The 15,885-nt window shown below is 66.3% G+C and carries 12 protein-coding genes; 2 read left to right on the top strand and 10 right to left on the bottom strand.

The genetic code is table 11. From position 1 onward, the window contains the following. Positions 1-39: 39 nt before the first annotated feature. The 7 genes from ACFVWT_RS01980 to ACFVWT_RS01950 all read right to left on the bottom strand — a co-directional run bounded on the left by ACFVWT_RS01980 (position 40) and on the right by ACFVWT_RS01950 (position 9,047). A complete protein-coding gene (locus tag ACFVWT_RS01980; protein ID WP_390244775.1) occupies positions 40-1,587 on the bottom strand; it encodes an amino acid permease in 1,548 nt (515 codons plus the stop codon). A gap of 174 nt (positions 1,588-1,761) precedes the next feature. Then, on the bottom strand, positions 1,762-2,169 hold the full coding sequence (locus ACFVWT_RS01975; RefSeq protein ID WP_390244773.1) for a DUF779 domain-containing protein: 408 nt from the start codon (positions 2,167-2,169) through the stop codon (positions 1,762-1,764). Beyond that, on the bottom strand, positions 2,169-3,191 hold the full coding sequence (adhP, locus tag ACFVWT_RS01970) for an alcohol dehydrogenase AdhP (protein WP_390244771.1): 1,023 nt from the start codon (positions 3,189-3,191) through the stop codon (positions 2,169-2,171). Before adhP ends, ACFVWT_RS01975 begins: the two co-directional genes overlap by 1 nt. A gap of 89 nt (positions 3,192-3,280) precedes the next feature. After that, positions 3,281-4,804 (bottom strand): aldehyde dehydrogenase family protein, encoded by a 1,524-nt coding sequence (locus ACFVWT_RS01965; protein ID WP_390244769.1) that lies wholly within the window; start codon positions 4,802-4,804, stop codon positions 3,281-3,283. A gap of 133 nt (positions 4,805-4,937) precedes the next feature. Beyond that, entirely contained in the window at positions 4,938-6,338 is a 1,401-nt protein-coding gene (locus tag ACFVWT_RS01960) for a GAF domain-containing protein (RefSeq protein WP_390244767.1), read from the bottom strand. Positions 6,339-6,513: 175 nt separating this feature from the next. Next, positions 6,514-7,968 carry an FAD-dependent oxidoreductase gene (locus ACFVWT_RS01955; protein WP_390244765.1) on the bottom strand — a complete coding sequence of 485 codons (1,455 nt, stop codon included), beginning with the start codon at positions 7,966-7,968 and terminating at the stop codon, positions 6,514-6,516. A gap of 68 nt (positions 7,969-8,036) precedes the next feature. Then, on the bottom strand, positions 8,037-9,047 hold the full coding sequence (locus ACFVWT_RS01950; protein WP_390244763.1) for a DNA topoisomerase IB: 1,011 nt from the start codon (positions 9,045-9,047) through the stop codon (positions 8,037-8,039). Between the two features lie 123 nt (positions 9,048-9,170). Here ACFVWT_RS01950 and rarD point away from each other — a divergent pair, with 123 nt between their 5' ends. Next, a complete protein-coding gene (gene rarD, locus ACFVWT_RS01945; protein WP_390247035.1) occupies positions 9,171-10,238 on the top strand; it encodes an EamA family transporter RarD in 1,068 nt (355 codons plus the stop codon). Positions 10,239-10,274: 36 nt separating this feature from the next. Here the strand turns inward: rarD and ACFVWT_RS01940 are convergent, their stop codons facing one another. The 3 genes from ACFVWT_RS01940 to ACFVWT_RS01930 form a co-directional block, all read right to left on the bottom strand. Further along, positions 10,275-11,144 (bottom strand): universal stress protein, encoded by an 870-nt coding sequence (locus ACFVWT_RS01940; RefSeq protein ID WP_390244761.1) that lies wholly within the window; start codon positions 11,142-11,144, stop codon positions 10,275-10,277. A gap of 228 nt (positions 11,145-11,372) precedes the next feature. Continuing rightward, the gene (gabT, locus tag ACFVWT_RS01935; protein WP_390244759.1) at positions 11,373-12,728 is read right to left on the bottom strand and encodes a 4-aminobutyrate--2-oxoglutarate transaminase; all 1,356 of its coding nucleotides are present in this window, start codon (positions 12,726-12,728) and stop codon (positions 11,373-11,375) included. 45 nt (positions 12,729-12,773) lie between these two features. Further along, entirely contained in the window at positions 12,774-14,204 is a 1,431-nt protein-coding gene (locus ACFVWT_RS01930; protein WP_390244757.1) for a gamma-aminobutyraldehyde dehydrogenase, read from the bottom strand. 167 nt (positions 14,205-14,371) lie between these two features. On the opposite strand from ACFVWT_RS01930, the gene ACFVWT_RS01925 reads away from it, so the two are divergent. Next, entirely contained in the window at positions 14,372-15,814 is a 1,443-nt protein-coding gene (locus tag ACFVWT_RS01925) for a PucR family transcriptional regulator (RefSeq protein ID WP_390244755.1), read from the top strand. The last annotated feature ends 71 nt before the right edge of the window (positions 15,815-15,885 follow it).

The raw sequence follows: 15,885 nt of genomic DNA, 5'->3' as shown, positions 1-15,885 counted from the left end.
TATGGAGTCATGGCCAGAGCGGATTCCGGGGTCCGGAGGTCAGGAGCGGGTGAGCGCGTCCTCGTCCTTATCGTCCACTGTCTGCGGTACGCCATTGACGGCGGACCTGGCCGCAGCGAACTTCTCGTTCAGCCGGGAGTGCCGCTGGCCGTAGGAGAAGTAGATGGCCACGCCGATCACAAGCCAGATGGCGAAGAAGATCCAAGTCTCCACCGCGAGGTTCGTCATCAGGTAGAGGCACAGGAGGGCGGACACCACCGGGAGAACCTTGCCGAACGGCACCCGGAAGGCCGGCTTCAGGTCCGGGCGCTTCTTCCGCAGGACCAGGATGCCCAGGCTCACCATCACGAAGGCGGACAGCGTGCCGATGTTGATCATTTCCTCCAGCAGGTCCACATTGGTCAGGCCGGCCACGAGGGCCACGGCCGCGCCGCAGATCACCTGGAGGCGGACCGGCGTCGCCCGGATGGTGCTGGTCTTGGACAGCGAGCGCGGCAGGAGGCCGTCGCGGCTCATGGCCAGGACCACGCGGGACAGGCCCATCAGCAGCACCATGATCACCGTGGTGAGGCCCACCAGGGAGCCGAACGCGATGACCTTGGCGGCGTCGGTGTTGCCCACGGCTTCGAAGGCGGTGGTCAGTGTGGGGTTCTTGGCCTCGGCCAGCTGCGTGTAGGACACCATGCCGGTCAGGGCGAGCGACACCAGGATGTAGAGGACGGTGACGATCGCCAGGCCGCCGAAGATGCCGCGCGGCAGGGTCTTCTGCGGGTTCTTGACCTCTTCGGCCGAGGTGGCCACGACGTCGAATCCGATGAAGGCGAAGAAGACGAGCGCCGCGCCGGCGAAGATGCCCAGGGTGCCGTACTGTGCCGGAACGGCTCCGGTCAGGAACCCGAAGAAGGACTGCTTGAGCACGTCGGCGGTGCCGGAGGCGGCGGTGGGTTCGGAGGCCGGAACGAACGGCGAGTAGTTCTCGACCTTCACGTAGGTGAAGCCCACCACGATGACGAACAGCACCACGGCGATCTTGATGAGGGTGAAGATGTTGCCCACGCGGGCGGACAGCTTTGTCCCCAGCACCAGCAGGACCGTGAAGACGGCCACGATCAGGAATGCACCCCAGTAGAGGTCGATGCCGCCGAGCGAGATGGCGGGCGGAATGTCCACGCCCATGAGCGCGAAGACCTTGCTCAGGTAGATGCCCCAGTACTTGGCGATCACCGCGCCGGCGGTGAAGAGCTCCAGGATGAGGTTCCAGCCGATGATCCAGGCCAGCAGCTCGCCCATGGTGGCGTACGTGAAGACATACGCGGAACCCGCGACCGGAATGGCCGTGGCAAATTCGGCGTAGCACATGATGGCCAGGGCGCATGTGACGGCCGCAATGGCGAAGGAGATCGTCACAGCGGGGCCGGCGAAGTTCGCAGCGGCCTTGGCGCCGACGGAGAAGATCCCGGCGCCGACAGCAACGGCGACACCCATGATCATGAGGTCCCACGTGCTCAGGGAACGCTTCAGCTTGCGTCCGGGTTCATCGGCGTCGGCGATCGACTGCTCGATGGATTTCGTCCGGAAAAGGTTCATAGGAAAGTCCACAATCTCGATAGCTTGCTGGAAACAGACTTATCAAGAGTAGTGTCCATCCAGTGGACGGTCACATTTATCCCAGATAGTGAGACGCAGAAATGCGCGAACGGACAGTTGCGGCCCTCGCAGGAGGGGCCCCAACTGTCCGTTCTCGCTATCGGGAGCCGGCCCTCAGACCGGCCAGTCCATCAGCGTTGACCGGATCAGGAAGCGCTTGCCTTCCGGCGCCTCCACTGAGAAGCCGCTCCCCCGGCCTTGGACCACGTCCACGGTCAGGTGGGTGTGGCTCCAGTAGTTGAACTGCTCCCTGGACATCCAGAACTCGAGCGTCTTCGGCTCCACGCCGTCGGCGATGTCGAACAGCCCCAGGAGCACATCCGCTTCGGCGGTGATGAAGTCCCCCGCCGGATAGCACATGGGCGAGGAGCCGTCGCAGCAGCCGCCGGACTGGTGGAACATCAGCGGGCCGTGCTGGTCCCACAACTTCCGCAGCAGTTCCACGGCCGGCTCGGTGAGCGCCACCCGGGAGAAGTCCTCCCCGGGCAGCGTCACAGCGGCGTCCAGCCTGGTGCCGGGCATCAGAACCTCAGCACCACGCGGCCGTCGATCTTGGCGTGCTTCATCTCGTCAAGGACCTCGTTGACTTCCGAGAGTTCACGCGTGGACACCGTGGGGTGGATCTTGCCCTGTGCGTAGAAATCCAGGGCTTCCTCGAGGTCCTGCCGGGTGCCCACGATCGAGCCGCGGACGGTGAGGCCCTTGAGCACAATCTCGAAGATCGGTGCCGGGAAGTCACCCGGCGGCAGGCCGTTGAACACAATGGTGCCGCCGCGGCGGGCCATACCGATGGCCTGCCCGAAAGCTGACGGGTGCACCGCCGTGACCAGGACTCCATGGCAACCTCCGGTTTCCCGCTGGATGACTTCCGCCGGATCTTCGTGCAACGCGTTGACGGTGAGCTCAGCGCCGTGTTTCTTGGCCAGCGCGAGTTTGTCATCGGCGATATCCACTGCGGCCACCCGCAGGCCCATGGCCACGGCGTACTGGACGGCGATGTGGCCCAGGCCGCCGATGCCCGAAATGGTGACCCACTGGCCCGGCCTGGCCTCGGTCATCTTCAGTCCCTTGTAGACCGTGACGCCGGCACAGAGAACCGGGGCCACTTCCACGGGGTCGGAACCCGCCGGAATCCGGGCAGCGAAACGGGTGTCGACGAGCATGTACTCGCCGAACGAGCCGTCCACGCTGTAGCCGGCGTTCTTTTGCGCTTCGCAGAGGGTTTCCCAGCCCGTGCGGCAGTACTGGCAATCGCCGCAGGCTGACCAGAGCCAGGCATTGCCCACAAGATCTCCGACGGCCAGATCGGTGACACCCTCGCCGAGGGCGACCACTTCGCCCACGCCTTCATGGCCGGGGATGAAGGGCGGCGTCGGCTTGACCGGCCAGTCGCCCTCTGCGGCATGAAGGTCGGTATGGCAGACCCCGGTGGTGATGACCTTGACCAGCGCCTCGCCGCGGCCCGGAGCGGGAACGGGGAGGGTCTGGATCTGGAGGTCTTTTCCGAATTCGGTTACTACGGCTGCTTGCATTGTCGTCGTCATTGGCGAAATCCTTGCGTCGTTGAAGCATTGCGGGTGGTGCGGGCGGGGACGGATGCGTGCAATCCGTCCCCGCCCGGGTTCAGTGCGGCCTAGAAGAAGCCGAGCTTGTTTTCGTTGTAGCTGACCAGGAGGTTCTTGGTCTGCTGGTAGTGGTCCAGCATCATGGAGTGGTTCTCACGTCCAATGCCGGAGGACTTGTAGCCGCCGAACGCGGCACCGGCCGGGTAGGCATGGTAGTTGTTGACCCAGACACGGCCCGCCTGGATTTCACGCCCGGCGCGGTAGGCCACGTTGCCGTTGCGGGACCAGACGCCGGCGCCGAGGCCGTAGAGGGTGTCGTTGGCGATACCCATGGCGTCGTTGTAATCGCTGAAGCGCGTCACGGACACTACCGGACCGAAGATCTCCTCCTGGAAGATCCGCATCTTGTTGTGGCCCTCGAAGACGGTGGGCTGGACGTAGAAGCCTCCGGCCAGGTCGCCGGGGAGCTCGGCGCGGGCGCCGCCGGTGAGCACCTTGGCGCCCTCCTGCTTTCCGATGTCGATGTAGGAGAGGATCTTCTCCAGCTGGTCGTTGGACGCCTGGGCGCCCACCTGGGTCTCGGTGTCCAGCGGATTGCCCTGGATCATCTTCTCCACACGGGCCACGGCGTCCGCCATGAAGGAGTCGTAGATATCCTCCTGGACCAGGGCGCGGGACGGGCAGGTGCAGACCTCACCCTGGTTGAACGCGAACAGCGCGAAGCCCTCCTGCGCCTTGTCGTAGAACGCGTCGTCCTTTTCGGCAACGTCGTTGAAGAAGATGTTCGGGCTCTTGCCGCCCAGCTCCAGGGTGACCGGGATTAGGTTCTGGCTGGCGTACTGGCTGATCAGGCGGCCCGTGGTGGTTTCACCGGTGAAGGCGATCTTGCGGATCCGGGGGCTGGAGGCCAGCGGCTTGCCGGCTTCGACGCCGAAGCCGTTGACCACGTTGATGACGCCGGCGGGAAGGATGTCGCCGATGAGCTCCATCAGGACCAGGATGGACGACGGCGTCTGCTCCGCCGGCTTGAGGACCACTGCGTTCCCGGCGGCCAGGGCCGGGGCGAGCTTCCAGACGGCCATAAGGATGGGGAAGTTCCACGGAATGATCTGGCCGACGACGCCGAGCGGCTCGTGGTAGTGGTAGGCCGTGGTGTCGTCGTCGAGCTGTGACAGGCGGCCCTCCTGGGCGCGGACGGCGGAGGCGAAGTAGCGGAAGTGGTCGGCAGCCAGCGGAATGTCCGCGTTGAGGGTTTCGCGGATCGGCTTGCCGTTGTCCCAGGACTCGGCCACGGCGAGCATCTCGAGGTTCTCGTCGATGCGGTCGGCGATCTTGTTCAGGATGGCCGCGCGCTCGGCAACGGAAGCCTTGCCCCACGACGGTGCGATCTTGTGCGCGGCGTCCAGGGCCAGCTCAATGTCCTCGGCAGTGCCGCGGGCCACCTCGCAGAATGCCTTGCCGGTGACCGGGGTGATGTTCTCGAAGTACTGGCCCTTGACGGGAGCCACCCATTCGCCGCCGATCCAGTTCTCGTAGCGGTCCTTGAACGTAACCTTCGAACCTTCGGTACCGGGCTGTGCATAGACAGTCATTGCTAGCTCCTTTGCTGTGCAGATGATCAGCGGCCTGTGCTGGCGGCCGCCGTTGCATTCAGCGTAGGAGCAGGGAGGTTGCAGTCAGGTTGCAACCGGAGTGACCCGGGTCACTCCCGCGGAAAAGGGCAGGTCAGGCGCTGAGTTCGGTTTCCAGCCGTTCAAGATCGGCGACCACGGCGGCCCGCTTGGGTGAGCGGGCCGGCAGGAGCTTCAGTGCGGCGAGGCGGACATCGACGTCGTCCTTTGCTTCCGGCAGTTCCGCGTACTTCAGCAGCGCGTCAGCGCTGCCGTCGGTGAGCACCGCTTCGCGCAGCAGTGAGGAGACGCGGTCGCGGAGTTCCACGATGCCCGGAGCTTCGGAGCGCGGCAGCACAGCCCCGCGGTAGATCTCCAGGGCAATGCGGTGGGCGCCGCGCTGCAGGCAGTTGAGGACCTGGCTGGAATCCGGCATGAGGTCCATGGGCAGCCGGTACGGGCGCGAGCCGGGGACGGCGTCCGGGCTGAGCTGCTGCAGGACCTTGCGCAGTCGCACCATCTCCGGGCGCAGCGTCATGGAGGTGCCCTCGCCCGGGTAGAGCAGGGTGCAGAGTTCCTCCGCGCTGAGTCCGTCCGGATGGACGCTGAGCAGTGCCAGGATCTCGCTGTGCCGGGCCGAAAGTGCCACAGTGCGGCCCTCGATGCTGAGCAGAGCCTGGTCCCGGCCCAGGAGCTGGAGGCTGTTGCGGTAGAGGCTGCCTTCCGCAGCGGACGGTGTCCGGGATGCGGAAGCCTGGGGCCGCCGTCGTGCCGGCGCTGCCTGGCGCGCGGCCGCCAGCTGGAGCCGCTCCACGCGCAACTGGGCCTGGGCCGCCGCCACCGTTGCCTCCACCAGGGACAGCGTGTGCGGGGCGACGGCGGACTCCGTGCCGGTGATATCCACAACACCCAGCAGGGCACCGGAATCGGGGTCGTGGAACGGCACGGCGGTGCAGCTCCACGGGTGGACGGAACGCTTGTAGTGTTCGGCGCCGGAAATCTGGATGCTGCGGCCCACGGCCAGGGCGGTGCCCGGGGCGCTGGTACCCACGCTGGCCTCGGACCAGTCGGCGCCGGCCACGAACATCATGCCTTCGGCCCGGCGCTGCATCACGGCGTCGCCCTCGACCCACAGGAGGCGGCCCACTTCGTCGCCCACGGCAACCAGCAGGCCGCTGTCGTGGCTGGGCAGGACCAGGAGTTTATGGATGACGGGCATGATGGTGGCCAGGGGGTGCTGCCGGCGGTATTCCTCGAGCTCTTCCTGGTCCAGTGCCAGGGGCGCTTCGGGGTTGTCCGGGTTCGCCCGGAACTGGACCGACCGCTGCCAGGATTCCTCCACGAGGCTGCGCAGTCCGGGAACGTGCACGCCGGTGGGGTGGCCGGCGCGGCCTGCACCCAGCGGGCCCGGGCCGGCAAGCAGCTCGTGGCCTGCCAGCGCATTCCGCTGGAGCAACGCAGCGGCGTCGTTCCTGTCTGCGGTGCCCGCGACAGCCGGCTGGATGATCTTCCTCATTGGACTCCCTGCCGGCACAACAGTGTGCCAGGCGTGACGGCATGCCGAAGTGGCTTGGTCCGGCCAGTCTAGTTCCCGCCCGGCGTGGCCGCCAGCGGAGTTTTTGTCCACATCGCGGGGTTTGAGGGGCCCGCAACTCGCGATAAGTGGACAAAAACTCCTTTGTGGCGCGGAGCTAGTCGTCGGCGCTGCGGGAGATGCGGATCATGTCCTCACGCGGCACAACCTTGATGCGTTCACGCACGACGCCGGTGTCCGCTTCCGCTTCGGTCCACGCCTTCCCGAGGGCTGCTTCGTGCGCGTCGAGCCTGTTCCAGCCTTCCCAGGTGGTGTACTCCACGCCGCGCTCTTCGAGCAGGGCGATGATGGCGTGCGGGTCCGGGTTCTGCGCCGGCGGCAGCGTCAGCCGGTCTTCGAGCAGGCAGCCGATGGTCTCCAGGGCGTCGCCCTTCGTATGCCCGATCAGGCCCACCGGTCCGCGCTTGATCCAGCCCGTGGCGTAGATTCCCGGAACAGGGTTGCCGCCCGCATCCAGCACACGGCCGCCCTCGTTGGGAATCACGCCGGCCCCGGCATCGTATTCGAGTTCGTCCAGCGGCGAGCCGTGGTACCCGATGGCCCGGTAGACGGCCTGGACCGGGTAGTCGATGTACTCCCCGGTGCCCTTGACGTGGCCGGTGCCATCCAGCTGCATCCGCTCAAACTTGATGCCCGCGACCTTGCCGGTGCCCGCCGTGTTGCCGGCGGCGTCGTAGATCTCCACCGGGCTGTGCAGGAAGTGCAGGTGGAGCCGGCGGGAGGAAGGCACCTCGGCCTCCGTGTGCTCCTCGACAAGCCAGTTGGTCATGGTGTTCACCATGGTCTTGGTCTGGTTGTTGGTGCGGATGGCTTCCTCGGAAGCTTCATCGAACTCGAAGTCCTCCGGGTAAAGCACAATGTCAACGTCCCTGGCGTGGCTCAGCTCGCGCAGTTCCAGCGGGGTGAACTTCACCTGGGCCGGGCCGCGGCGGCCGAAGACGTGCACGTCCGTGACCGGGGACTTCTTCAGCGCCTGGTAGACGTTGTCCGGGATTTCCGTGGACAGAAGCTCGTCCGCGTGTTTCACCAGCATGCGGGCCACGTCCAGGGCCACGTTGCCGTTGCCGATCACGGCGATTTCCTTGGCCTCGAGCGGCCATTCCCGCGGCACGTCGGGGTGGCCGTCGTACCAGGAGACGAAGTCGGCACCGCCGAATGAGCCCTCAAGCTCGACTCCGGGAACGTTGAGGTCGGCGTCCTTGATGGCGCCCGTCGAGAAGATCACGGCATCATAGAAGGCGCGGAAATCGTGGAGTTTCAGGTCGCGGCCGTACGTCACGTTGCCGAGAAAGCGGATATCCCCCCGGTCCAGGACCTTGTGCAGGGCGTTCACGATGCCCTTGATGCGCGGATGATCCGGGGCCACGCCGTAACGGATCAGGCCGTACGGGGCAGGGTAGGCCTCGAAGAGGTCGATGCTGACCTCGAAGTCGCCGTCTTTGACTTCATTGGACTTGGTCAGGATGTCCGCGGCGTAGACGCCGGCCGGTCCGGCGCCGACGATCGCGACGCGGAGGGGACGTTTGGGAGTGGTTTCGGCCGAATTGGACACCGGGAGCCCTTCTGGAACTGAGAGACTGCGCCAGGTCACTTAGCGCACAATTCCCCCATTCTAATTGCTCAGCCCGCTTTCTTCGGGGAGCTGTTGATGGATACGACGTCGCCTTCGCGGTACAGCATCGCGCGCAGTTCCGCTTCCGCCGAACCCGTCCGGCGGGGGTCGATGGTCTCCCCCGCCGAAAAGTGATCCAACAGCCGCGGATCCACGTAGCTCTTCCGGGCGATCGACGGCGTGTTCCCCAGCACCGCGGCAGCGTCCTGCATCGCCACGCTGATGGCGCGTTTCCTCGCGGCCGCTGTTGGTTGCGGCCCGGTACGGGCCAGGCTGACGGCCGCCGCCACGGTACCGCGGAGGGTGCGGAAGTCCTTCGCGGTGAAGTCCGCGCCGGTGCGTTCCTTGACGTATTCGTTGATTTCCGCACTGCCCACGGGGTGCCAACTGCGCCCGTTCTTGTACGCCAGCAGCCTGGCGTTCCCGCCGCGCCGCTTGAGCGAGCGGACCAGGGCGGCGAGGTCGGCGTCGTCAATCTCCGAATCCCAGGTCTTCCCGCTCTTGGCAGGGAAGCTGAGCCGGAGGCTCTCCTGCTTGACCTTCACATGGGCACACAGCAGGGTGGCCAGTCCGTGGCTGCCGTTCTCGTTGGTGTAGCGCTCCGATCCCACCCGCAGTGAACCGCTGTCCAGCATCCTGAAGGCACCCGCCAGGACACGTTCGCGCGAGAATCCCTCGCTCCGGAGGTCCAGGGTGACCAGCCTGCGCGCAGTTGGCAGGGATTCGGCGAGCTGGAGGGCACGGTCGAACTTAAGCCGGTCCTTCTTTTCCCGCCAGGCCGGGTGGTAGATGTACTGCCGGCGGCCCACGGCGTCGAGTCCGGTCGCCTGGATGTGCCCGTTGTCGTAGGGCGCGATCCACACATCGGTCCAGGCCGGCGGGATGCCGATGCTTTCGAGCCGCTCCCGCACGGGACCCGGCGGAAGGGTGGAACCGTCAAGGTCGCGGTAGGTGAAGCCGGTTCCAGCGGCCAGGCGCCGGTAGCCCCTGCCCGAGGCGTTGCTGTGGCGGAGCCTCATCGTGCGGCCAGCTCAAGATGCGAATTCATAGTGGTAAGCGTACTGACTACCGCAAGTCCCCGGGATATCGTTCGCGGGGAATCCATACCTTGTTGGCGGAATACCGTCCACGGAGGTGGTGTTATTGATCGTGTGCCTACACCCGACGGAACCGCCTCAGCACCTGCCCTGACCACCACGGGTACGCCCGCTTCCAGCGGGCATTCCGCTGGCGCACCAGGCGGACGGCCGCCCCGCCCCGGCGTCGTTCTCAAGGCGGTGGACAAGGACACGACAGCGGGTGTCATCTTCGGGATTGGCGCCTACGGACTATGGGGGCTGCTCCCCCTGTACTTCTTCGTCCTGCAGCCCGCCGGTGCGGTGGAAATCGTGGCCAACCGGGTGGTGTGGTCGCTGGTGTTCTGCACACTGCTGATCACGGTCACCCGCTCATGGCGTGTTTTGGCGGCTGCTTTCCGCGACCGGACAGTCCTTGGCACACTGTCCATCGCCGCGGCCCTCATCGCCGTGAACTGGCTGACATACACCTACGGCGTGACCACCGGCCAGGCCGTGGAGGCTTCGCTGGGCTACTTCATCAACCCGCTCGTCTCCGTCCTGCTGGGCGTGTTCGTCCTGAAGGAAACACTGCGTCCGCTCCAGTGGGCCGCCGTCGGGATCGGTTTTGCCGCCGTGGTGGTGCTGACGATTTCCTACGGCAAGCTCCCGTGGATCGCGCTGACGCTGGCCTTTAGCTTCGGGCTTTACGGGTTCGTGAAGAAACGGATCGGGCCGAAAGCGGACGCCGTCACCAGCCTGACGATGGAAACCGTTGTACTGACCCCCCTGGCAGCCGCCACCATGATCTTCCTGGCAGTCAGCGGGACCAACACGCTCGGGACGCAGGGACCCGTCCACTTCTGGCTGCTGGTCTCTTCGGGCGTGATCACGGCCGTGCCGCTGCTGTTCTTCGGAGCCTCCGCCCGCCGCCTGCCCATGACCACCATCGGGCTGCTGCAGTACTTTGCCCCCGTGCTGCAGTTCATCGTGGCCCTGGTGGTCTTCAAGGAAACCATGACCCTGGAGCGCTGGATCGGCTTTGGCGTGGTCTGGCTGGCGCTGCTGGTCCTGACCGTGGACATGCTGGCGTTGACCCGCCGGAACTCCGTGGCGCGGAAGCGTGCCCTGGCCGGAGCGCGAACGGACACTTAAGCCTTTGCGCCCAAGCCGGGTGGTGAGCGGGGCGGGTCAGGGGGCCATCGCGGTGTCCACCCGCTCGTACTCGCGCGGGATGACCACCATGGGCACCGGAAGCGCCCGGAGCACTTTGTTGGCCGTGCTGCCGATAAACAGCTTGTTCCGTTCGGCCAGGCGCGAGGAACCCACGATCAGGATCTCCCCGTCATCCCAGTCGAGGTCGTCGATGCACTCCTCGATGGTGCGGCCGTGTGCCACTTCCACCGTGACCTTGTGTCCTTCGGGGAGCCGGCGCGAGGCTTCGGTGAGCACGGTGTTGGCATGGATGTGCGCCGCGTTGACCACTTCTCCCGGGTCCCCTTCGGCGTCCAGCTCCACCAGGGAGACCATGCGCAGCGGAACGCCACGGCGCTCTGCGGATCCGATGGCGACGTCGATCGCGGCATCGGCCCCGGCCCGCTGTCCGACGGCGAGGGTCAGCCGCGATATTGCCTCCTTGCGGCGGTAGCCGCGCGGGGCCAGCGCCACCGGCACCGGCGAGGCGTGCAGGAGGGCGTTCGCCACGCTGCCCACGGTATGGCGTTTGAACAGCCCGTTGCTTGCCGCACCCACCACGATGAGACCGGCTTCGATATCGACGGCGGCCTCGATCAGTCCCGCGGCGAACGACTCAGCATGGCGTACGTGGAACTCGACGGGAACGTCCTCCGGGACCAGGCCCAGCCCTTCGCGCCGCGCGTCCTGCACGGCCTGCTCACGGGCGAGGTCGTGGCCGCTCGCCACCTCGTGCGCAACGTGCAGGCCCTTGTCCACCACATAGACGAGGTCGAGCTGAGCGCCCTGTGCCTTGGCCAACGCGGACGCCAGGGCAACCGCATCGGCGCCGCGCTCGTTTGGTGTGTAGCCAACTACGTATCGCATGGGTGAACCCCTTTGTGGGTCTGGGGCAGAATCCAGCCTCGCTCGGGGATCCCGGGCGACGTCGGCCGGTCTGCGTTCCTGCAGTGGTACTGCTGACTCTAGCCCACACAGGCCCAAACCAGAGGTGACATTCGGCCCGAAAAGAAACCCCGGACACCCGCACCGTCGGCACAAACAGAAGAGCCGCGGACGGTCGGTCCGCGGCTCTTCGGTTCGCTCGGGTCGTGGTTAGGCGTGCGCCTTGATGGCGGCGGCCAGCACCTCGAGGCCGTCCAGCAGCAGTTCGTCGCCGATGACCAGCGGCGGCAGCAGGCGGATGACGTTGCCGTAGGTGCCGCAGGTGAGGATGATGACGCCCTCCTTGAGGCAGGCGGCGGCAACGGCCTTGGTCAGTTCCGGGTTCGGTTCCTTGGAGCCGGCCTGCACGAGCTCGATGGCCAGCATGGCGCCGCGGCCGCGGATGTCGCCGATGACCGATACCTCGGAGGCCAGTTCGCGGAGCCGGCCCGTGGCCAGTTCCTCGATGTGCTTGGCGCGGGCATTGAGGTCGTATTCCTCCATGGAGCCGATCGACGCCAGTGCCGCGGCGCAGGCCACGGGGTTGCCGCCGTAGGTGCCGCCGAGGCCGCCCGGGTGGACGGCGTCGAGCAGGTCGGCGCGGCCGGTGATCGCGGACAGCGGCATGCCGCCGGCGATGCCCTTGGCCATGGTGATGATGTCCGGAACAACACCCTCGTGGTTGACGGCGAACCATTCGCCGGTGCGGCAGAAGCCGGACTGGACCTCGTCCGCGATGAAGACGATGCCCTTCTCCTTGGCCCAGGCAGCCAGTGCCGGAAGGAAGCCGTCGGCCGGGACGATGAATCCGCCCTCGCCCTGGATCGGTTCGATGATGATCGCGGCAACCTGCTCGCCGCCGATCTGCTTCTCGATCGCGGTGATGGCGCGCTTGGCGGCCTCGGGACCGGTGATCGCCGGGTTTTCCTCGCGGAACGGGTAGCTCATGGGCATGCGGTAGACCTCGGGCGCGAACGGGCCGAAGTTGGTCTTGTACGGCATGGCCTTGGCGGTGAGTGCCATGGTCAGGTTGGTGCGGCCATGGTAGGCGTGGTCAAAGGCAACGACGGCGTCCCGGCCGGTGGCCAGGCGGGCCACCTTGACGGCGTTTTCCACGGCTTCGGCGCCGGAGTTGAACAGCACCGTGCGCTTTTCGTGGTCGCCCGGGGTGAGCCGGTTCAGCTGTTCGGCGACGGCTACATAGCCCTCATAGGGGGTGACCATGAAGCAGGTGTGGGTGAAGTGCTCCACCGCTTCTTTCACGGCGCCGACGACGGCGGGATCGGACGCACCGACGCTCGTCACGGCGATGCCGGAGCCGAGGTCGATGAAGGAGTTGCCGTCGACGTCGTGGATGATCCCGCCGTCGGCGTCGGAAACGTACACGGGAACGCTGGATGCGACGCCGGCGGCCACGACGGCCTTGCGGCGCTCGGTCAGGGCGACGGACTTGGGGCCCGGGAAGTCCGCCTGGACGCGGCGCTTCTGCTCGAGACGGTAGGTGATGTCATGGGCGGTTGCAGTCATGGGGATGCCTTTCTGGAAAATCGTGGGTAGCGTTATGCGGCTGTTCTATGCGTCGAGTGCGCTCATCACGTGCTTGATGCGCGTGTAGTCCTCGACGCCGTACATGGAGAGGTCCTTGCCGTAGCCGGACTGTTTGAAGCCGCCGTGCGGCATTTCTGCGGTCAGCAGGATGTGGGTGTTGATCCACACCGCGCCGAAGTCCAGGTCGCGGCTGACGCGCATGGCCGTGCCGTGGTCCGTGGTCCAGACGCTGGAGGCCAGGGCGTAGTCGACGTCGTTGGCCAGCTCCACGGCTTCCGCCTCGGTGCTGAACTTCTGGACCGTGATGACCGGCCCGAAGGTTTCCTTCTGGACGACGTCATCCGTCTGCCTGGCCCCGGTGATGATGGTGGGTTCGAAGAAGAAGCCCTTCTCCCCCGCGCGGTGGCCGCCGGTGACGATCTTGCAGTTCTCCGGCAGGTGCTCCACCACCGAGGTCACGGCGTTGAAGTGGTTCACGTTGTTCAGCGGGCCGAAGTAGTTGTCTTCGTCGTTCTGCGAGCCGGTGTGCAGGGTCTTGGTGTGCTCCACCATGGCCGCCACGACGTCGTCGTGGACTGAGTCCTCGACCAGCACCCGGGTGATGGCCGTGCAGTCCTGGCCGGCGTTGAAGAAGGCGAACTCGGCGATGGCCGCTGCGCTTTTCTTGATGTCGGCGTCCTTGAAGACGATGGCCGGGGCTTTGCCGCCGAGCTCCAGGTGGGCCCGCTTGAGGCCCTTGGCTGCTCCCGACGCCACTGCAATGCCGGCGCGGACGGAACCCGTGATGGAAACGAGGCCGGGGACCTTGTGCTCCACCATCATGGCGCCGGTTTCGCCGGTGCCGAGGATGACGTTCAGGACGCCTGCCGGGAAGATCCCGCCTGCCAGGCGGGCCAGCACCAGGGTGGATTCCGGCGTGGTGTCCGAGGGCTTGAGCACCACGGTGTTGCCGGCGGCGAGCGCGGGGCCGATCTTCCAGATGGCCATCAGGAACGGATAGTTCCAGGGGGCAACCTGGGCCACGACGCCGATGGGTTCGCGGCGAACGTAGGAGGTGTGGCCTTCGAAGTACTCGCCGGCTGATTTGCCTTCGAGGATGCGGGCGGCGCCGGCGAAGAAGCGGAGCTGATCGGCGCCCGCGGCCACTTCCTCGGAGGCGATGAGGCTGCGGACCTGGCCGGTGTTGCGGTGCTGGGCTTCAACGAGTTCGTCGCTGTTGGCCTCGACGGCGTCGGCAAGCTTGAGGAGCATCAGCTGGCGCTGGCCCGGGGTGACGTGCTTCCAGGACTTGAACGCCTCGCTGGCTGCCGTCATGGCGGCGTCGACGTCGGCCTGCACGGAGATGGGCGATTTCGCCACCACTTCACCGTTGGTGGGGTTAACGATGTCCAGCAGTCCGGTGCCGGCGGGCGTGACGAACTCGCCGTTGATGAAGTTCTGCAAGGTTTGGACCACGGTGTTCAACCTCTTTCATGCGGGTTTCTGGAACCGGTTCTGCAACCGGCGCAGTATTGCGACTGCTCATGAGCCTATGCCAGGGCAGGTAGGCAGGGAATAGCCACCTGCACACCATCCCCGGAATCCTTTAGTGCGGTTGCCCAGCACGCGGCTATCCTGATTCCATGGCAATTTCCCTCGCCGCCCTGCTGGGCGTCCAGTCGCTCCAGCTCGTGAAATCAGGCCTCGCCGAGACCACGTGGCACCAGGACATCCAGTGGGTTGCCGTCACGGAGCAGGAGGACCCGCAGCGCTTCCTCAACGGCGGCGAGCTGGTGCTCACCACGGGCATGCGGCTGAAGTCCGCCCCGGAGCAGCGCCGCTTCGTGCGGCAGGTGCAGCGGGCGGGCGCGGTGGGGATCGGGTTCGGGGTCGGGCTGACGCACGAGGCCGTTCCGCCGGCCCTGATCGCCGAGGCCAACCGCTGGGGCCTTCCCGTCGTGGAGGTCCCCTACGAGACGCCGTTCATTGCGATCACCAAGCTGGTGGCGGACGCCCAGTCTGCGGACCACTACGCCAAGCTGGAACGGCTCATTGCGGGCCACCAGATCCTGGCCCGCGCCCTGCTCACCGGCGGCGGCCTGGCCGAGCTCCTCAAGAACCTCGGCTCCATGCTGCGCACGGACATTGTTCTCACGCAGTTCACAGCGCAGCTCTACAACAGCGTGCCCGGCAACCCCGCGCCCACGGCGGACACCTGGGCGTCCTATCCCATCCCCACCGGCCGGCGCGACGCGTGCACCCTCTGGGTCCGGCAGCCTTTCGAGGACACCGGCATCGTGGGGTACGCGCAGAACCTGATCAGCGTGGAACTGAACAACATGGTCAAGCAACGGCAGGCCCAGCGGGCACTGTCAGGGCAGGTCCTGGAGGACGTGATCCACGGGACGTTGGAGGCCAGCGAGGCCTCCCGGCGGCTCGCCGGCATCGGCGTCAACAGCACCCGGAAGAACGTTGTGCTGCTGGCCGAGTCCGCAGCGCACCCGAAGCAGCTGGTGAGTTCCTCGATGCCCCGGCCGCTGGAGCACGGGGTGACCGCCGTCGTCGGGAAGGACCTGGTGGTTGTTGTCACGGACGACGGCAGCGGCGCCAGCGCGCTGGCCAGGAGCCTCAGCGACCATCTTGCCGAGGCGGGCATCCATGCCACGATCGGTATCGGCGGCGCCTACACCAAACCCAACGGGCTGCGCTGGAGCTACTTCGAGGCCCGCGACGCCGCGAGCCACGGCCTGCCAGTCAACGAGCCCGAACGGCTCAGCCTGACGTCGCTGCTCCTGGCCAGCGAGGATGTGCCGCTGGCGGACATGGCGAACGAGTCCCTCAACCCGCTCCGGAATTTCGACGCCCTGCACGGAGCCGAGCTGATGGCCACGCTGGAAAGCTACCTGAACAACAACGGGTCAGTGGCCGCCGTCGCAGAAGCGCTGACCCTGCACCGCAACACCGTCCGGTACCGCCTGGCCCAGATCACCGAGCTGACAGGCTACGACCCCGCCCAGACCCAGGACCGGGTGCAGCTCTGGCTTGCCCTGGCGGTCCAGCGGTTGAACCACCGCCAGGAGCGGTAGCAAGCGCCGGCCGAGCCCTCCGGAGACCTTTGCCACATCTTTACAAACATCAAACGTCTAACGTCTAATGT

Source organism: Arthrobacter sp. NPDC058288 (assembly GCF_042880995.1).
Classification (GTDB): Bacteria; Actinomycetota; Actinomycetes; order Actinomycetales; family Micrococcaceae; genus Arthrobacter.
The sequence above is the reverse complement of the archived record's forward strand: the minus strand, read 5'-3'. Positions and strand labels throughout refer to the sequence as shown.